This window comes from Nocardiopsis sp. NPDC006938 (genome assembly GCF_042869555.1).
Classification (GTDB): Bacteria; Actinomycetota; Actinomycetes; order Streptosporangiales; family Streptosporangiaceae; genus Nocardiopsis.
The window spans coordinates 214709-232785 of sequence record NZ_JBIAGA010000006.1 but is presented as its reverse complement, the minus strand read 5'-3'; the positions used below and the strand labels follow the sequence as shown (position 1 = coordinate 232785).

Annotated in this window: 16 protein-coding genes; 11 read left to right on the top strand and 5 right to left on the bottom strand. The window is 71.4% G+C overall.

What is annotated here, in order from left to right; translation table 11 throughout:
• Nucleotides 1-257: 257 nt before the first annotated feature.
• The 4 genes from ACFYL4_RS12405 (at nt 258) to ACFYL4_RS12390 (ending at nt 2292) form a co-directional block, all read left to right on the top strand.
• On the top strand, nt 258-866 hold the full coding sequence (locus ACFYL4_RS12405; protein ID WP_387518308.1) for an ATP-binding protein: 609 nt from the start codon (nt 258-260) through the stop codon (nt 864-866).
• The gene (locus tag ACFYL4_RS12400) at nt 866-1186 is read left to right on the top strand and encodes a hypothetical protein (RefSeq protein ID WP_387518306.1); all 321 of its coding nucleotides are present in this window, start codon (nt 866-868) and stop codon (nt 1184-1186) included. The genes ACFYL4_RS12405 and ACFYL4_RS12400 overlap by 1 nt, the downstream gene beginning before the upstream one ends.
• A gap of 102 nt (nt 1187-1288) precedes the next feature.
• A complete protein-coding gene (locus ACFYL4_RS12395; RefSeq protein ID WP_387518304.1) occupies nt 1289-1831 on the top strand; it encodes an ATP-binding protein in 543 nt (180 codons plus the stop codon).
• Between the two features lie 116 nt (nt 1832-1947).
• Nucleotides 1948-2292, top strand: a complete 345-nt coding sequence (locus ACFYL4_RS12390) for a hypothetical protein (RefSeq protein ID WP_387518302.1) — start codon at nt 1948-1950, stop codon at nt 2290-2292.
• Nucleotides 2293-2342: 50 nt separating this feature from the next.
• Here the strand turns inward: ACFYL4_RS12390 and ACFYL4_RS12385 are convergent, their stop codons facing one another.
• From ACFYL4_RS12385 to ACFYL4_RS12370, 4 genes are all read right to left on the bottom strand, one after another.
• A complete protein-coding gene (locus tag ACFYL4_RS12385; RefSeq protein ID WP_387518300.1) occupies nt 2343-3767 on the bottom strand; it encodes an NAD(P)/FAD-dependent oxidoreductase in 1425 nt (474 codons plus the stop codon).
• Nucleotides 3768-3780: 13 nt separating this feature from the next.
• The gene (locus tag ACFYL4_RS12380; protein ID WP_357760621.1) at nt 3781-5226 is read right to left on the bottom strand and encodes a gamma-aminobutyraldehyde dehydrogenase; all 1446 of its coding nucleotides are present in this window, start codon (nt 5224-5226) and stop codon (nt 3781-3783) included.
• Between the two features lie 171 nt (nt 5227-5397).
• A complete protein-coding gene (locus ACFYL4_RS12375; RefSeq protein WP_357760618.1) occupies nt 5398-6120 on the bottom strand; it encodes a response regulator transcription factor in 723 nt (240 codons plus the stop codon).
• 196 nt (nt 6121-6316) lie between these two features.
• A complete protein-coding gene (locus ACFYL4_RS12370) occupies nt 6317-6787 on the bottom strand; it encodes an NAD(P)H-dependent oxidoreductase (protein WP_357760614.1) in 471 nt (156 codons plus the stop codon).
• Nucleotides 6788-6874: 87 nt separating this feature from the next.
• On the opposite strand from ACFYL4_RS12370, the gene ACFYL4_RS12365 reads away from it, so the two are divergent.
• The 5 genes from ACFYL4_RS12365 to ACFYL4_RS12345 all read left to right on the top strand — a co-directional run bounded on the left by ACFYL4_RS12365 (nt 6875) and on the right by ACFYL4_RS12345 (nt 13370).
• Nucleotides 6875-7885, top strand: a complete 1011-nt coding sequence (locus tag ACFYL4_RS12365) for a DUF4352 domain-containing protein (protein WP_387518297.1) — start codon at nt 6875-6877, stop codon at nt 7883-7885.
• Nucleotides 7886-8294: 409 nt separating this feature from the next.
• Entirely contained in the window at nt 8295-9134 is an 840-nt protein-coding gene (locus ACFYL4_RS12360; RefSeq protein WP_357760608.1) for a nitrilase-related carbon-nitrogen hydrolase, read from the top strand.
• A 4-nt stretch (nt 9135-9138) separates the two neighbouring features.
• The gene (hydA, locus tag ACFYL4_RS12355; protein WP_387518295.1) at nt 9139-10545 is read left to right on the top strand and encodes a dihydropyrimidinase; all 1407 of its coding nucleotides are present in this window, start codon (nt 9139-9141) and stop codon (nt 10543-10545) included.
• Nucleotides 10546-10555: 10 nt separating this feature from the next.
• Nucleotides 10556-11581: a TIGR03842 family LLM class F420-dependent oxidoreductase gene (locus tag ACFYL4_RS12350; protein WP_387518294.1), complete on the top strand. Its 1026-nt coding sequence runs from the start codon at nt 10556-10558 to the stop codon at nt 11579-11581.
• Between the two features lie 223 nt (nt 11582-11804).
• On the top strand, nt 11805-13370 hold the full coding sequence (locus ACFYL4_RS12345; RefSeq protein WP_387518293.1) for an NCS1 family nucleobase:cation symporter-1: 1566 nt from the start codon (nt 11805-11807) through the stop codon (nt 13368-13370).
• 85 nt (nt 13371-13455) lie between these two features.
• Here ACFYL4_RS12345 and ACFYL4_RS12340 read toward each other — a convergent pair whose 3' ends face one another.
• Nucleotides 13456-13857 (bottom strand): hypothetical protein, encoded by a 402-nt coding sequence (locus ACFYL4_RS12340; protein ID WP_387518292.1) that lies wholly within the window; start codon nt 13855-13857, stop codon nt 13456-13458.
• Nucleotides 13858-14537: 680 nt separating this feature from the next.
• Between ACFYL4_RS12340 and ACFYL4_RS12335 the strand changes: the two genes are divergently transcribed.
• Complete coding sequence (locus tag ACFYL4_RS12335; RefSeq protein ID WP_387518291.1) at nt 14538-16013, top strand: SDR family NAD(P)-dependent oxidoreductase; 1476 nt, start codon at nt 14538-14540, stop codon at nt 16011-16013.
• The gene (locus ACFYL4_RS12330; RefSeq protein ID WP_387518290.1) at nt 16010-18025 is read left to right on the top strand and encodes a glycerophosphotransferase; all 2016 of its coding nucleotides are present in this window, start codon (nt 16010-16012) and stop codon (nt 18023-18025) included. The genes ACFYL4_RS12335 and ACFYL4_RS12330 overlap by 4 nt, the downstream gene beginning before the upstream one ends.
• Nucleotides 18026-18077 lie beyond the last annotated feature (52 nt).

Genomic DNA, 18077 nt, shown 5'->3' with positions numbered 1-18077 from the left:
CCCCAGGCCCGAGCACCCGGCGCAACGCCCACCGCCCAGGGCCGACTCAGTCAACCCACAAACACGTCAGGAGAACCGTCAGGCATGTCCACTGACCACCCGCCTCCCGGACCGCAACGACCCACCCAAGCACCCCACACCTCCCACGTCCACCTGCGAGGACCCGTCATCCCTTCGCCTCGCAGGCCCGTCGAAACCGTCCCGGTAGAGGTCCTGCGCAAAGTCCTGGCCGGACTGCGACGCCTGGAGGTCACCCCGTGAGGCCCGCTCCGCCGTTCTCCCCCGAACTCGCCCACCGCGAAGTGGTAGCCCCCGTGGCGAGCTTCATCAAGCCGTTCCACTCCCACTACTTCGCCCGCACCGTCGGACCCCCCTACCGCAAGCGCCAGTACTCCTTCGCCGGACTCCCCGGACTCATGCCCCTGGTCCGCGCGTTCCTGGACACCAGCGCCGCCGAACGGTGTGAGGAGTACCAGTTCCTGTTCACCCTCCTGGGCTGCGAGTTGGCGAACAACGCGATCGCCCACAGCCGGTCCAGCGAACGCGGAAGCACCTACACCTTGACGGTGGATCGGGGTGCTAAGGGGATGACGTTGATCTGCCGCGACCAAGGCAGCCGTCTGCCGCAGGAGAAGGGCAACTTCACCGCCGCGACGTTCGCCGACATCGAGGCGGGCACTGCGACGGGTCGGGGGTTGGCGCTGATCGACGCGTTGGCGGATCGGTGGGGCGACAACGGGGACCCGAAGTTCCGGCAGGTGTGGTTCTTCCTGGCCTACGACCTCACGGACAACCCGTGGATGCAGATCGACACCGAAGACACTGACGACGCCGAGGACATCGGCAAGAACGGGGTGGAGTGCTGATGTTGGACATCGACACCAGGGACCTGCTCGAAAGCGCCGAAAACGCCCTCACCGCACCGGGGCACCTGACTCCCGCTCAGGAGGACGTGTGGCACAACCACACCCTGCGTAACCGCATCCCGATGGTGCTTGAGGCGCTGCGGATCGCCCGCGAGGAAGGCGACGCGGAACGGGCCATGCAGCTCATCGACCAGGCCGTGCACGACTACCCCGCCCCCACCCGGATTCCCGGCAACAGGCCGGTACCGGGGTCCCGGCTGCTCTCCCGCCGCCACCGCGCCGACCACAACGACGAACCGGAACCCCCGACCGCCGCCTGAAGCCTGACCAAGGCGTTCACGAAAAAGGCTCTGGCGGGTGCGCAAACACCCCCAGAGCAGGCCGACAACACCAACCCCGTTGAAGAGAAAGAGATTGCCGACATGGCCATTGTGCCGCACACCCCTGCCCTGAACCACACGAACAACCCTCCCCCGGCTGAGTCCCGGTGGGAGTGCCGGGTCTACCCCGGACAGCTCTCCCAGACGAGTCAGGTCCGAGCGGACCTGGACACCGACCTCACCCGCCTGCTCACCCTCCCGGGCGAGGTGCGGGAGGAGATGGTGTTGTGCGTCAGCGAGATGTTCGCCAACGCCTGCGAGCACTCCCGCTCGGGACAGGACCCCGAAGGCAGGGTGGTCCGCACCCTGGAAGCACCGGTCCCGGGCCTGGTGAGGGTGTCGATCATCGACGACGGCACCCGCACCGACGCCGCCGTGGACGCCGTTCCCGGGGTTCCGCGTAGGCGCACCCGACAGGACTGGGAGCAGGCCGAGCGCGGCCGTGGCTTGCTCATGGTCGGCCACCTCGCGTCCCGGTGGGGGTTCCGGCCCGTGCTGGACTTCCCCTTCTGCGAAGGACTGGGCACGGTCATCTGGGCCGAGTTCACCCTCCCCATCCCGGCCGCTGCTGGGGGCACCCGATGACGGCGCAGGTCAGCGCTCAGGTTCGTGCCGAGGTGCGGTCGGTTCTGGCCGCCCCGCGAGGCCATCGCTTCACCCGACCGGCCGGGGGTCGTCCCCTGCGGGCCATCTCGATTCCAGTGAAGGCACCCCAGACGGAGGCGCCGCGCTCGGAGATGCCCTGGGAGGAGACCCACGAGGAACGCCAGGAACGCCTGCTCCGTCAGATGCACGGCAACCCCCGAGTGGCCTACATGCTCCAACACGGACCGGTGCCGCACTGGGTGAAAGTGGCTCGCCAGCACCGCGAACAGAAGGCCCGCGAAGCCCGACAGCCCGCCGCCCGCACCCGGGGCCGTCACCGTGCACCGCGCCGCTGGTGGGGTTGGCCCGCCAACGCCCTCGGAGCCACCCTCCTCCTCGGACAATCCGCCATGGAAACCCTCGGAGCGAGCCTGGCACCCGACATCGGCATCCCGATCTAACCCGACAACCACAAGCGGGGCCCGGCACACCCGCTGGGCCCCGCACCATCTCAGCTGTCGAACCCCATGCCCACGGAGTCCAGCCCCCGCAACCACAGGTTGCGCCGCCCCTCGTTCCGGTCGGCGGCGGCGGTGGCCCTCAGGGTGAGTTCGATACCCAGCGACCGCACCGGCTCGGGCGGGAACGGCAGCGGCTTCTCCCGCACCATCCGCAGTCGGGTGCGTTCGGTGTCCAGCCCGTCGAGCCGGTCCAGCATCACCTGCGCGCCGAACCGGGTGGCTCCCACACCCAGCCCCGTGTACCCGGCGGCGTAGGCGAGGCGCCCCCCGTACGCGTCGCCGAAGAACACGGAGAAGCGGCTACAGGTGTCGATGACCCCGCCCCAGCTGTGCCCGAACCTGATCCCGCGCAACTGCGGGAAGGTCTCCAGGAAGTGTTCGGCCAGCCTCTGGAAGGTCTCCGGACGCTGGTCGTACTCGGGCCGCACCTTCCCCCCGTAGTGGTGCACCACGTCGTACCCGCCCCACAGGACGCGGTCGTCGGCGGTGAGCCGGTAGTAGTGGAAGAGGTGTGCGGAGTCCGAGACCCCCTGCCTGTGCTCCCAGCCGATGGACGCCCGCTGCTCGGCTGTCAGGGGTTCGGTCACCAGCGCGTAGTCGTAGACCGGAGCCAGGTAGTGGCGCAGGCGGCGCAGCGGCCCGGGGAAGGCGCCCCCGCCCCAGGCGACCCTGCGCGCGTGCACGGTTCCGGTGCGCGCCTCCAGGCGCAGCCCGGCGGGCACGGAGCGGATCGAACGAACGGGCGTGTTCTCGAAGAACCGCACCCCCAGGCCCTCGGCCGCGGCCCGCAACCCCCAGGCGAGTTTGGCGGGGTGCAGCATGGCGACCCCGTCCGGGTCGTGGAAGCCGCCCACGTAGGTGGGTGAGTCGACCTGGGCGCGGGTCTGCCCGGCGTCCCACACGTGCGCGGTGCGCCCCTGGGCCCGCAGGGCCAGGGCCTCCTCCTCGAACCCCTCGGCCTGCCAGGGCTCGGTCGCCACGAGGGTCTCGCCGGTGCGCTCGAACTCGCAGTCGATGCCGTACCGCCGGACGGTCTCCTCGATGGCGTCGAGGTTGGCCATCCCCTGACGTTCGAGTTCGTCGATCTCCTCCGGCCAGCGCTCGGCCCCGTTCTCCCGGCCGTGGGTGAGGCTGGCCGCGCAGAACCCGCCGTTGCGCCCGGAGGCCGCCCAGCCGGTGGTGCGGGCCTCGACCACGACCACGTCGCGGTCGGGGTCGCGTTCCTTGGCGATCAGCGCGGCCCACAGCCCGGAGTACCCGGCGCCGACCACGGCCAGGTCGGCGTGTACGTCCCCCAGCAGTGGCGGCGCGGGTTCGGGCACCTCGTGTCCGGGGACGTCGGGGTCCAGCCAGAAGACGCGGGGACGGGCCCCCTCCAGGGCCCGTGCGGCCGCGCGCGCGGTGTCGTCGGTCAAGGCTCTCCCCCGGTCAGCCGATGTAGCTCATGACGTGCTTGATGCGGGTGTACTCCTCGAACGAGTACGTCGACAGGTCCTTGCCGTAGCCCGAGTGCTTGAAGCCGCCGTGCGGCATCTCGGCCGTGATCGGGATGTGGGTGTTGATCCACACGCAGCCGAAGTCCAGGCGGCGCGAGACGCGCAGCGCGCGGGCGTGGTCGCGGGTCCACACGCTGGAGGCCAGCCCGTACTCCACGGAGTTGGCCCAGGCCACGGCGGTGTCCTCGTCGGTGAAGCGTTGGACGGTGAGGACGGGTCCGAAGATCTCGTCGGTGACCAGTTCGTCGCCCTGGCGCAGTCCGGAGACGACGGTGGGCGCGTGGAAGAAGCCCTCCCGCCCGACCCGGGTGCCGCCGGTGAGGATCTCGGCGTGGTCGGGGACCCGTTCCAGGAACCCGGTGACGCGGGCGAGCTGGTCGGCGTTGTTGAGCGGACCGTAGGCGGCGTCGGGGCGGTCCGGTCCGGCGGTGACGGTGTCGCGGGCCCGCTCGGTGAGCGCGGCGGCGAGGTCGTCGTGGACGCCGGGGGCGGCCAGGACGCGGGTGGCCGCGGTGCAGTCCTGGCCGGCGTTGAAGAACCCGGCCTCGGCGATGCCCGCCGCGGTCCGTTCGACGTCGGCGTCGTCGAAGACGATCACGGGGGCCTTGCCGCCGAGTTCCAGGTGCAGGCGCTTGAGGTCGCGCGCCCCGGCGCGGGCGACCTCGAACCCGGCCCGGGTCGAGCCGGTGAGGGAGATCAGGGCGGGGATCGGGTGGTCGACCAGGGCGCGTCCGGTGTCGCGGTCGCCGCACACCACGTTGAACACCCCGGCGGGGAGGAACTCGGCGGCGATCTCGGCGAGCAGCAGGGTGGAGACCGGGGTGGTGTCCGAGGGCTTGAGGACGACGGTGTTCCCGGCGGCGAGCGCGGGGCCGATCTTCCAGGCCGCCATGGCCATCGGGTAGTTCCAGGGGGTGATCTGCCCGACCACGCCGAGGGGTTCGCGGCGAATCCAGGAGGTGTGGTCGCGCAGGTACTCGCCCGCGGCCCGGCCCTCCAGGTTGCGGGAGGCCCCGGCGAAGAACCGCAGGGCGTCCAGGACCTGGCCGATCTCCTCGGTGCGGGTGAGTCCGACCGGCTTGCCGCAGTTGCGGACCTCGGCGGCGACGAGTTCGTCGGCGCGGGCCTCCACGGCGTCGGCGAAGCGGTTGAGCGCGATCTGCCGTTCGGCCGGGGTCCAGTCCCGCCAGCCGCCGTCGAAGGCGCGGCGGGCGGCCCGGAACGCGGCGTCGACGTCCTCGGGCCCGGAGACCGGGGCGGTGGCGAAGACCCTCCCCGTGGCCGGGTCGACGAGGTCGCTCCGGCGGCCCTGTGCGGTGTCGGCGTACCCGCCGTCGACGAAGTTGCGCAGGTGGTCGGGTCGGGGACCTCGGGTCACGGCGGCTTCCCTGGGGTCGGGCGCGGCGGGCGCGCGGGTGCGGGTGGACCGGGACTGGTCACACTGTCACCCCCGCGTGGCGACTTCAAGCGGCCCCGTCGGGTGCGGTGCCCGCGTCTCCGGCCGCCTCGGTGGCCGCCGTGGCCCGTGACCGCCGTGGCCCGTGGCCGCCTACCCGAGGTACTCGGCGCGCACGGCGTAGATGGCGGCCTCGGTGCGCGAGTGCACCTGGAGCTTCTCCAGGATGTTGCGGACGTGGTTCTTCACGGTGTTCTCGGTGATGAACAGGCGTTCGCCGATCTCCCTGTTGTTCAGGGAGCGTGCCAGCAGTTTGAGGACCTCGGTCTCCCGGGGTGTGAGTTCGGGGATGGCGGGGGCGGCCCTGGGGGCGCGCTCCTGTTTGGCCAGCCCGGCGAACTCGCCGATGAGCTTGATCGCCATCGCCGGGTTGATGAAGGACTGGCCCTCGGCGATGGCGCGGACGGCGCGGGCGATGTCGGTGACGGCGATCTCCTTGAGGAGGTAGCCGGTGGCCCCGGCCTTGAGGGCCTCGAAGAGGTCGGCCTCGTCCTCGCTCATGGTGAGCATGACGAACTTGACCTCGGGAACGGCCGCGCGGATTCTCGGGCAGGCCTCGATGCCGGTGGAGTTGGGCATCATCACGTCCATGAGCACGACGTCGGGTCGGAGTTCGGTGGCGAGCACCACCGCCTCGTCGCCGTCGGCGGCCTCACTGACCACGTCGATGTCGGCTTCGTCGTTGAGGACCGAGACCAGGCCGCGCCGGAAGAGGGCGTGGTCGTCGACCACGAGTACCCGGATGGGGGCGCTGGGGGCCGTGGCCTCTTCTGTGGCGTAGTTCAACCGAGCGGGTGACGGGGGGTGGGGACTCACCAGAACTCCTATTGCGCATAACCGAAATACCGGGTTTCCGGATCGGCTCGCTGACGGCGGGTTCAAGAATCCAGACAAAGGGGGATTTCACTAGTGAATCCTCCCCCAGCGAGGCTCTCCTTACTGTCCCATAAGTGTTCAGGGAACGGTATGTGCTTGGAATTCCCCGACCGGTTCCGCCCGACGGTCCACCCGGCTATCCGCCCTGCTCGGCACGCTCCAGAGCGGCCAGCGCGGTCACCGCCCCCAGCTCCCAGCAGGCCTCCCGGGCCCCTGCGTCCGGTCGGCCCGTCACGGTGACCGGCGGGCGGTGTCGGTGCCAGCCCATACCCTTGGCCACCGACTCCACCGAGCGGACCGCTCCGGAGGTGTCGTTGTCGCCGTGAACGTACAGCGCGTACGGAAGCCCCTGGGTATCCACCTGCACGGGGTAGTAGACGGAGTCGAAGAAGTGCTTGAGGGCCCCCGACATGTAACCGATGTTGGCGGGGGTACCGAGTACCACCGCGTCCGCTTCGAGCAGGTCGGTCGCGTTCGCGGAGAGTGCGGCCTTGACCTGCACTCGTACGCCTTCGATATCGTCTGTTCGGGCGCCGTCGAGCACCGCGTCCAGTAGTTCCCTGGTGGCGGGTGAGACCGTGTGGTGAACGATGAGCAGTCGTGCCATGCCCCCACAGTAGGCAGATCCCCCTGGCGTGGCCCGGTCACACGCTCCCGCTCACCGTGAGCACCGCGCAAGAAAGCCAAGGACACCATGACTCAGCCTCCTCCTCACGGACAGGACCCCTACCAGGGCCCTCCCTACGGTTCCTCCACCGGCGGCCAGCCGCCCATGGGCCCCTCCACCGGCGGTCAGCCGCCCATGGGCCCGCCCCCCGGCGGGATGCCCCCTGGCGGGATGCCTCCCGGCGGGATGCCGCCGATGGGTCCACCGCCCGGCGGCATGCCTCCGGGTGGAATGCCCCCCGGTGGCATGCCCGGCGGACCGCCCCCGATGGGCCCGCCCCCGGGCGGTATGCCCCCGGGCGGCCCCGGCGGCCCCTACGGCGGCGACCCCTACGGCCCGGGCCCCGGCCCGGAGTTCGGCGGCGACCCCTACGGCGGCCAGTACGGCCCGCCCACCCCGCCCCCCTCCAAGGGCAGCGGCCCCTGGCTGTGGATCAGCCTGGGCTGCGGCGGCCTCTTCGTCATCGGCGTGGCCCTGGTCGTGCTGCTCGTCTTCTTCTTCGCCGACAACGAGGGCGGCGGTGACGGCGGCGGCGGAACGACCGGCGGCACCGAGGAGACCGAGGGCACGGACGGTACCGACGGCTCCGGAGGGTCGACCGGCGGCGACACCAGCACCGGGCTCGGCAACGCCGAGCGCTCCAACCCGGACCTGCCGGGCATGGGTGAGGAGGTGGAGCACAACGGCATGCTCTTCACCGTCACCGAGGTCGAGACCGGCGTCACCGAGGTCGGCTCGTTCACCCCGTACGGCGAGTACGTCGTGGTGTGGGTGGAGGTCGCCCCGGCCGGGAGCGACCCGATCACGTTCTGGCGCGACGAGCAGAACCTCTACACCTACGACGGCACGGCCATCGGCGAGGACTACGCCGCCACCCTGGAGTTCTCCAGCGAGATGATGAACGTCTCGATCGACCCCGGCGACTCCCTCGTGGTGCCGATCGTCTTCGACGTCGACGACGCCTCCGACATCTCCTACATGGGCCTGAGCGCCGAGACCTTCGGCGGCTCCGAGGTCGAGGTGGACGTCACCGGCTGACCCGCCTCCCCCGGCCGCTCGCGCACCGGAACACCGCTGGCCGAGGGCGGCCGGGCACCCGCCCGGCCGCCCTCGGCCGCATGTGCGAAGGCACGAAATCGGCGACCGCCCTCCCCGCCAAACCTGTCGGTTCGGCCGAACCGGAACCGCCCGGCACGGGACACGGGTGAACCCTGGCCACGGCAGTCACCGGGGCCACCCGTTTCTTTCCCGTCCGCCGGGATGTCGGACGTTGACCGGCCAATCTCCTCTTACCTAGGGTGCGACCTCTACGACGCACCGACCCCGCCCGCGACCGGCCCTCCCCGAAGAGCGGGGGCACCCGGTCGCGCCGCGGTCGGAGGCGGACGCACCAGGCGTTCTTCGCCGCCAGCTGTCGGGGCGGCGCTCGAAGAGGAGCGAGGGAACCATGCCGCACACCGTCCGGGCCGCACTCGTCCAGACCGAGTGGACCGGTGACGCCGAATCCATGACGGCCGCCCACGAGAGATACGCGCGCGAAGCCGCCGCCCAGGGAGCACGGGTCATCGGCTTCCAGGAGGTCTTCAACGCCCCCTACTTCTGCCAGGTGCAGGAGGCCGAACACCACCGCTGGGCCGAACCCGTCCCCGGCCCCACCGTCACCCGTTTCAGCGCCCTGGCCAGGGAACTGAACATGGTCATGGTGCTGCCCGTCTTCGAGGTCGAGGGCCCCGGGTTCTACTACAACACCGCCGCCGTCATCGACGCCGACGGCACCTACCTGGGCAAGTACCGCAAGCACCACATCCCCCAGGTCAAGGGCTTCTGGGAGAAGTACTACTTCCGCCCCGGCAACCTCGGCTGGCCGGTCTTCGACACGGCGGTCGGCCGGATCGGCGTCTACATCTGCTACGACCGGCACTTCCCCGAGGGCTGGCGGGCCCTCGGCCTGGGCGGGGCCCAGATCGTCTACAACCCCTCCGCCACCAGCCGGGGCCTGTCCGCCTACCTGTGGAAGCTCGAACAGCCCGCCGCGGCCGTGGCCAACGCGTACTACGTGGCCGCCATCAACCGGGTCGGGGTCGAGGAGTACGGCGACAACGACTTCTACGGGACGAGCTACTTCGTGGACCCGCGCGGACGGTTCGTCGGCGACGTCGCCTCCGACACCGACGCGGAACTGGTCGTGCGCGACCTCGACCTGGACCTGGTCGACGAGGTCCGCCAGCAGTGGGCCTTCTACCGCGACCGCAGGCCGGACGCCTACGGTCCGCTGGTGGAGGGGTGACGCCATGACCCGAACCCTCATCAGCGGCGGCCTGGTCGTCACCTCCGCCGAAGAGCTGGAGGCCGACGTCCTCGTCGAGGACGGCCGTGTGGCGGCCCTCGCCCTGCGCGGCAGCGACCCGGCCCGGAGCTGGGCCCGGAGCGGTGCCGCGTCCATCGACGCCACGGGCCACTACGTCGTCCCGGGCGGTGTGGACGGCCACACCCACATGGAGATGCCGTTCGGCGGCACCCAGTCCGCCGACACGTTCGAGACCGGCACCCGGGCCGCGGCCTGGGGCGGCACCACCACCATCGTCGACTTCGCGATCCAGCGGCCGGGCGAGTCCGTGCGTTCCGGGGTGGACGCCTGGAGGGCCAAGGCGGACGGCAACTGCGCGATCGACTACGCCTTCCACGCGATCCTGTCCGACGTCAACGAGTCCTCGCTCAAGGAGATGGACGCCCTCGTCGACGAGGGCGTCACCTCGTTCAAGCTGTTCATGGCCTATCCGGGGGTGTTCTACAGCGACGACGGGCAGATCCTGCGGGCCATGCAGCGCGGCGCCGCCAACGGGGCGCTCACCATGGTGCACGCGGAGAACGGCATCGCCATCGACGTGCTGGTCGAACAGGCCCTGGCCGAGGGCCGGACCGACCCCCGGTACCACGGGGAGGTCCGCAAGGCGCTGCTGGAGTCGGAGGCCACCCACCGCGCCGTGCAGCTCGCCCGCGTGGCGGGCGCCCCGCTGTACGTCGTGCACGTGTCCGCCACCGAGGCCGTGGCCGAGCTGGCCCGCGCCCGCGACCTCGGCCTCAACGTGTTCGGCGAGACCTGCCCGCAGTACCTGTTCCTGTCCACCGACAACCTCGCCGAACCCGGGTTCGAGGGCGCCAAGTACGTGTGCTCCACGCCGCTGCGCCCCCGCGACCACCAGGAACACCTGTGGCGGGCGCTGCGCACCAACGACCTGTCCGTGGTCTCCACCGACCACTGCCCGTTCTGCTTCGTCGGGCAGAAGGACCTCGGCACGGGCGACTTCTCGAAGATCCCCAACGGCATGCCGGGCGTGGAGCACCGGATGGACCTGCTGCACCAGGCCGTGGTGGAGGGCCGGATCAGCCGCCGCCGGTGGATCGAGCTGGCCTGCGCCACCCCGGCGCGCATGTTCGGGATGTACCCGAAGAAGGGCACCGTGGCCCCGGGCGCCGACGCGGACCTGGTGGTCTACGACCCGAACGCGGAGCAGACCCTCTCCGCCGCCACCCACCACATGAACGTGGACTACTCCGCGTACGAGGGGAAGCGGGTGACGGGCAGGGCCCGCACCGTGCTCTCGCGGGGCCGCGTGATCGTGGACGACGGCACCTACCTGGGCGCGGCCGGTCACGGCTCCTACGTGCCCCGGTCCACCTGTCAGTACCTGGTCTGAGGAGGAACCCATGGACTTCGGACTCGTCCTCCAGACGGACCCGCCCGCCGACCTGCTGGTCGAGCGCATGGTGCGCGCCGAGCGGCGGGGGTTCACGCACGGCTGGACCTTCGACTCGGTGGTGCTCTGGCAGGAGCCCTTCGTCATCCACAGCCGGATTCTGGACCGGACCGAGCGGATGGTCGTCGGCCCCATGGTCACCAACCCGAGCACCCGCTCGTGGGAGGTGACCGCCTCGACGTTCGCCACCCTCAACGACATGTACGGGAACCGGACGATCTGCGGGATCGGCCGTGGGGACTCGGCGATGCGCGTCGCCGGGCGCGGGCCCGCCACGCTGGCCCGGCTCTCCGAGGCGATGACGGCGATCAAGGACCTCGCCGAGGGCCGCGAGGCCGACGTGGACGGCGCGACCCTGCGCATCCCGTGGGTGCGCGACGGTTCCCTGCCGGTGTGGATGGGCGCGTACGGCCCCCGGGCCCTGGAACTGGTGGGGCGCAAGGCGGACGGGTTCGTCCTCCAGCTCGCCGACCCGTACCTGACCGAGTGGATGGTGCGGGCGGTGCGGTCCGCGGCCGTGGCGGCCGGGCGCTCCCCCGACGAGGTGAGGGTGTGCGTGGCCGCGCCCGCCTACGTCACCGACGGCTCCGAGGAGGGGCTGGCGCACGCGCGGGAGCAGTGCCGGTGGTTCGGGGGGATGGTGGGCAACCACGTCGCCGACCTCGTGGCCCGGTACGGGGAGCACTCGGACATGGTGCCCGAGGAGCTCACCGACTACGTCAGGGCCAGGAAGGGCTACGACTACAGCCACCACGGCCGCGTGGACAACCCCGACACCGACTTCGTGCCCGACGCCATCGTGGACCGGTTCTGCCTGGTCGGGACGGTGGCCGAGCACGTCGAGAAGCTGGAGCGGCTGCGTGCGGCCGGGGTGGACCAGTTCGCGGTCTACGCCATGCACGACGACGTCGACGGAGTGATCGACGCCTACGGGCGGGAGGTCGTCCCGGCGCTGTCGGAGAGCCCCGCGACCTGACGCCGACGTCCCGCCGAGGCGCGGGCCGGGCCCACGGGGCGGGACCGGCCCGCGCGCCCCTCCGGTGGACGTCAACACGGCACGGATGACGTGCGAAGATATTCGACGGTCTACAACAGACCAGGATCTTTCGGGCGTGCCCGGGATCACCTCCCGGGCCGCGCGCGTGGGCCCGGCGCCCGCGCCCCGCCCTCCGTCAGCACCACCGAAACACAGGTGTCCCGTGTCCGAAGCCCCCTCCACACCAGAGTCGACCTCCCAGGTCGTGCACCCCGACGGGCGCGTGTCGATGCCCGAGGGGACCACCCTCCCCGACAGCCCCTACGTCAACGACGACCTCCAGCCCGTCCCCATGTCCAAACGGACCTGGGGCACCGGGAGCTTCACCGCGCTGTGGGTGAGCATGTCGGTGAGCATCCCCGCCTGGACGCTGGCCAGCGGGCTGATCGCCGCCGGAATGGACTGGCGCCAGGCCATGGTCACCATCGTCCTGGGCAACCTGATCGTGCTCCTGCCGATGGTGCTGACCGGTCACGCCGGAGCCCGGTACGGCATCCCGTTCCCGGTGTTCGCCCGCTCCTCCTTCGGGCTGCGCGGCGCGAACCTGCCCGCGCTGCTGCGCGGGGCGGTCGCCTGCGGCTGGTTCGGCATCCAGACGTGGGTCGGCGGGCAGGGCGTGTACGTCCTGGCCGGTCGCCTGTTCGGCGACCCCTGGACCAACGCGGCCGCCTTCGGCGACCACCCGTGGACGCTGTGGCTGTCCTTCGGCCTGTTCTGGCTGGTGCAGGTCGCCATCATCCTGTGGGGCATGGAGGGCGTGCGCAAGCTCCAGGTGTGGGCCGCGCCGCTCATGGCGGTCGGTGGCGTCGCGCTGCTGGTGTGGATGGCCGTCGAGGCGGGCGGGTTCGGCCCGATGCTCAGCACCGAGAACAGCCTCGGCTGGGGCCCGGCGTTCTGGGTGCTGTTCTTCCCGTCGCTGATGGGCGTGATCGGCTACTGGGCGACGCTCACCCTCAACATCAGCGACTTCACGCGCTTCGCCTCCTCGCAGCGCTCGCAGGTCGTCGGCCAGTCGCTGGGCCTGCCCACCACGATGACGCTGTTCTCCCTCATCGCCGTGATGGTCACCGCCGGAACCTCCGTCGTGTACGGCGAGGCGCTGTGGAACCCGATCGACGTCGTGAACCGGATGGGCAGCGGGATCGGCCTGCTCTTCGCGATCTTCGTGGTGCTGCTGGCGACGGTGTCCACCAACATCGCCGCGAACCTGGTGGGCCCGGCCTACGACCTCGCCAACCTCAAGCCGAACTGGTTCAGCTTCCGTGTCGGCGCCATCACCACGTCGTTCCTCGGGGTCATGATCTTCCCCTGGAAGCTCATGGAGGACGAGAACGTCTACATCTTCGCGTGGCTGGGCACGGTGGGCAGCCTGCTCGGCGCCGTGGCGGGCATCCTGCTCGCCGACTACTGGCTGCTGCGCCGCACCCGTGTCGACCTGCCCGCGCTCTACACGCGCGGTTCGGTGTACTGGTACGCGAACGGCTGGAACTGGCGGGCCCTGGTCGCCTTCGGCGCGGGCGCCCTGCTGGCCGTGGGCGGCGCCGACCTGCCGGTGGGGTCGGAGGGCCCCTTCATCGCGTTCCTGGCCCCGCTCGCCGACTACGGCTGGGTGGTGGCCCTGGTCACCGCACTGCTGCTGCACTGGGCGCTCGGCACCCTCCTCCCGGACCGGCGTCTGCGCGAAGGCGACCCGACCTCCTCGGAGGCGACGACCGCTCCCGCCGCCTGAACCGGACGGGCGCCGAGGGGCGCCGCGCGGGGTCGGTCCCCCGCGCGGCGCCCCTCGTGCTCTCCGGGTCACCGGCCGGCGGAGGTCACCGGTCGAGCAGGGCCGAACGGGCCGCGACCGTGCTCAGGGCGCCCAGGACCGCGAGGGGCGCCAAGAGCAGCACGACGTCCATCCAGTTGCCCCAGGTGTTCTGGAACACCACGGCGGCGGCGAACAGGTGGGCGCACGCCACCGCGACGGCGGTCCAGTACAGGGCGCGCGGTTCGCCCTTGCGGACACCCGGCGCCCTCACCCCGGCGAGACGGACGCCCACGCTGGTGTAGGCGGCGCCGAACACCACCGCCCAGGCGAGGCCGTCGCGCAGGGCGGCCTGCCGCACCAGGGCCTCCAGGCCCCGGCTCCCGTAGCCGGAGGTGTTCGTGTCGCCGTAGGCCACCAGGGCGAAGACCGCGGTGACGGCGCACAGCGCGGCCGCCGCCCAGACCACGACCTGGAGTGGGACGACGGATGGCGCGGGCGTGCCGCCCTGGCCCGACCACAGGGGACGGTCGGACTACGGGACGGAGGAGCCGGAAGGGGTGGGGGACGCGGACATGCGGATTCCCTTGCTGATGGGGGTCAGGAGGGACGGGCGGAACCGGAGCGGCGGTGCCCCCGTCGACGCCTCCAGGACGCGCCAAGGGCCGGAGTGGTTGCCCACACCGCCGCTGGTGGCCACATCCGGCATACCGCCCCTCATCGGACGACACGCGCGCAACCGCCCCGGCCGGCACCCGCCCCAGGGTGCGACCGTGCCCAAGAGCACGGCATGTTTCGTTGTTTTCCGTGGTCAGAGGGGGGTAACGTCGAAAATCGCGCACATCCTCCGTGCAGCGGACGCAAGGGGTCGGCGGCCACAGAGCCGCTCAGGCACGCACGCTTCGCCGCGTCACCGTGGACATCCGCCCTACCGGCGCGTAAACCAGTTCGTGCCCCATGCCGTCATCAATGTGGTGTTCCCACGCGAACCAGGCGTGAACACCAGAACAACGTCAGTACACCATCCGCGCAACCCCACCCCTCTCGGGTGTCACGGTTAACCGCGTCTCGGCCTGACGTGCCGCCACCGTGCACGTTGTTCCCCCAAGGTCGGGCACCGAGTTCCCACGAGTTCCACGGGAGACGAACTTGCCTGATATCACCGCCTCGCGCCCCAAGCCCGCGCCGGCCACCCGTACCGTGGCCGTGGTCCTGGCCGGAGGCAGCGGCCAGCGCATCGGCCTCGCCACGCCCAAACAGCTGCTCAAGATCGCCGGGAAGACGATCCTGGAGCACACGCTCACGGTCTTCGAGCAGGCGCAGGGCGTCGACGAGGTCATCGTGATGATGAACCCCGGGTTCGTCGCCGACGCGCAGAACATCGTCGACCGGGCCGGGCTGGCCAAGGTCACGCAGGTGATCCCCGGCGGCACCTCCCGCAACGCCACCACCCAGCTGGCCCTGGACGCGCTGGCGCACCTGCCCGCGGAGACCACCAACGTCCTCTTCCACGACGCGGTCCGGCCGATGCTCTCCCAGCGCGTGATCGACGACTGCGTCACCGCGCTCGACACCTTCGAGGCCGTGGACGTGGCCATTCCGTCCTCGGACACGATCATCGAGGTCGACGACGAGCTCATCACCGACGTCCCGACCCGGTCGCGGCTGCGCCGGGGGCAGACACCGCAGGCCTTCCGCCTCGCGACCATCCGCGACGCCTACACGCGCGCGTGGGAGGACCCCGACTTCGAGGCCACCGACGACTGCTCCGTCGTCCTGCGCTACTCCCCCGGCGTGCCGATCCACGTGGTCGCGGGCGAGGAGCAGAACATGAAGGTCACCCAGCCGGTGGACATCTTCATCGCGGACAAGCTCTTCCAGCTGGCCACCTCGTCGACCCCCGAGTTCTCCGAGGACGACTACGCCCGCGAGCTCGCCGGCAAGACCGTGGTGGTCTTCGGCGGCAGCTACGGGATCGGCGCCGGGGTCGCCGACCTGGCCGAGCTGCACGGGGCGCGGGTCTTCCGCTACTCCCGCAGCGCCACCCGCACCAACGTCGCCAACCCGGACGACGTGGCGGGCGCCCTGGAGCAGGCGCACTCCGCGACCGGACGCGTCGACTACGTGGTGAACACCGCCGGGGTCCTGCGCATCGGACGGCTGGACCAGACGGACCCCGCCGAGGTGGAGGACACCCTGCGGGTCAACTACCTCGCGCCGGTGAACATCGCCCGCGCCGCGTTCCCGTACCTCAGACAGACCGGCGGCCAGCTGCTGCTGTACACGTCCAGCTCGTACACGCGCGGACGCGCCGAGTACAGCCTGTACTCCTCCACCAAGGCCGCCACCGTCAACCTCACCCAGGCGCTGGCCGACGAGTGGTCGGCGGACGGGGTGCGGATCAACTGCATCAACCCCGAGCGGACCCAGACCCCCATGCGCACGAAGGCGTTCGGCGAGGAGCCCGCCGGGAGCCTGCTCAGCTCCGACCAGGTCGCCCGCACCTCCGTGGACGTGCTGCTCTCCGACCTCACCGGCCACGTCGTCGACGTGCGCCGCGAGAGCCCCGCCCTGTCCCCGGCCGGCGCACGCGCCCAGGAGAAGGAACGGGAAGGGGCCAAGTGAAGAACTACCTCTCGCGGATCGGCCTGGACCGCACCGCGCTGGCCGTCCTCGGGATCATGGGCCTGACCTTCCTGCTCCAGGCGGTCGAGGTCGCCATGGCCCAGGTGTGGGTCTTCGGCCTGCTGGCGCTGGTCCTGTACGCCACCGAGTGGCTGGTGTCCCAGCGCGTCACCGTGCTCAACAAGGTCCTCAGCCGCATCCGGGTCGGGCTGACCGTGCGCACGCTGGCCCGCCAGGCGCTGGTACTCGCGCTGTACGTCTCCATGGACGCGGTGGGCACCCCGGCCTACTGGTGGACGGCGGGCGGCGTGGCCGCGTTCTTCGTGCTCACCCTGGTGTACGACCTCGTCCGCCACCAGGTGTTCCGCCGGGCGCGGACGCCGGTCAAGACCCGCAACCTGGTCCTGCCCGGGATCTCCATGCCGGAGATCCCCGCGCCGCTGCGCTCCCTGCCGATGAGCCGCGTCCTGCTGGCCGACCTCCCGCTCGTCCTGGGCGCGGTCGGCCACCTGGCGGGCGGCCCCGCCGCGCTGGCGGCGGCGGGAGCCTCGCTCACGGTGCTGCTCGCCCTGGGCGCCGTCCTGTTCGCGGCCCCGGTGTTCCTGGCCCACCTGCGGGCGCCCTCCGACGAGGAGGTCATCGAGGGGGTCAACCGCGCGCTGCGCGAGGCCCGGCCCGAGGTGGTCCTGTACTTCACCTTCGGCGTGGGCGAGCAGAACGCCGTCTACCAGGCGAACATGTGGCTGGACGCCCTGGAGAAGGCCGACCGGCGCGCCCTGGTGATCTTCCGCGAACGCGGGAACATGCCGCACCTGGAGCCGACGTCGCTGCCGGTGGTGTGCGTGCCACGCGCCGACGACCTGGCCGCCCTGGACCTGTCCGCGGTCCGGGTGGCGCTCTACCCGGGCAACACCGGCAAGAACATCCACCTGATCCAGCGCGCCGAGATCAAGCACGTGTTCGTCGGGCACGGCGACAGCGACAAGCTGCCCAGCAGCAACCGCGTGAGCCGCATCTTCGACGAGATCTGGGTGGCCGGCCGCGGCGGACGCGACCGCTACGAGCGGGTCCGGCACGCCATCGACGACCGTGACGTGGTCGAGGTGGGCCGCCCCCAGCTGGTGGCCGTCCAGGGGCACCGGCCGCCCGAGCGGCGCGCGGTACCCACCGTCCTCTACGCGCCCACCTGGGAGGGCGTGGACGACAACAACTACCTCACCTCGGCCGACACCGCCGGGCTCGAACTGGTCGAGCGCCTGGTCCGGGGGGCCGAGCCGGTCCGGGTGATCTACAAGCCGCACCCGCTGCTGGGGCGGCGGGCGCCGTCGGCCGGGGCCGCGCACCGCAGGATCATCGAACTGATCGAGGAGGCCAACGGCCGCCTGGACCCGGTCTCACCGGAGGCCGAGCGGGAGCTCGCCGCACTCGGGGAGCGCGTCGACGCCTTCCGTGAGAGCGCCGCCGAGCAGCACCTGACCGCCGACGACCTGGTCGGCTACCGAGAGCTCCTCGACCGCTGGCACTCCCTGTACTGGGCCTCGTCCGGTCCGCTGCGCCACCACGTCGTCACGGGGACGGTGCCGTCGCTGTTCTCGTGCTTCAACGAGTCCGACGTGATGGTCAGCGACATCTCCAGCGTGGTCGCCGACTTCGTGGCCAGCGGGAAGCCGTACGCGATCGTGGACATGCAGGGCACCGACGACGAGGAGTTCCGCCGCCAGTTCCCGTCCGCGGGCGCGGGCTACGTGCTGCGTCCCGGGCTGGCCGGGCTGGAGACCGTCCTGGCGGCGGCCCGCGAGCCGGTCGGCGACGAGCTGGCCGACCGCCGGGCGGTGCTCAAGCGGTACCTGCTGGGTCCGGACCACCCGGACTCGCTGACCCGGTTCAACGCGGCCGTGAACGACCTCTACGAAAGGGCGCTGCGGGACTTCCCCATCGGCGTCTTCGCGGAGCCGGTCCCGGCCGACCCCTTCCGGGGCCAGACCGGCACGCCGGTGCCCGTGGGCGACTGACCGGGGACGACCGACGACTCGGAAGGGGGCCCGCGCACACCGCGCGGGCCCC

Excerpts from the sequence above, each read along its gene's own strand:
- ACFYL4_RS12400 (WP_387518306.1), top strand. The coding sequence starts at position 866 with ATGTTGGACATCGACACCAGGGACCTGCTCGAAAGCGCCGAAAACGCC.
- ACFYL4_RS12395 (WP_387518304.1), top strand. The coding sequence starts at position 1,289 with ATGGCCATTGTGCCGCACACCCCTGCCCTGAACCACACGAACAACCCT.
- ACFYL4_RS12370 (WP_357760614.1), bottom strand. The coding sequence starts at position 6,787 with ATGGCACGACTGCTCATCGTTCACCACACGGTCTCACCCGCCACCAGG.
- ACFYL4_RS12365 (WP_387518297.1), top strand. The coding sequence starts at position 6,875 with ATGACTCAGCCTCCTCCTCACGGACAGGACCCCTACCAGGGCCCTCCC.
- ACFYL4_RS12360 (WP_357760608.1), top strand. The coding sequence starts at position 8,295 with ATGCCGCACACCGTCCGGGCCGCACTCGTCCAGACCGAGTGGACCGGT.
- hydA (WP_387518295.1), top strand. The coding sequence starts at position 9,139 with ATGACCCGAACCCTCATCAGCGGCGGCCTGGTCGTCACCTCCGCCGAA.
- ACFYL4_RS12350 (WP_387518294.1), top strand. The coding sequence starts at position 10,556 with ATGGACTTCGGACTCGTCCTCCAGACGGACCCGCCCGCCGACCTGCTG.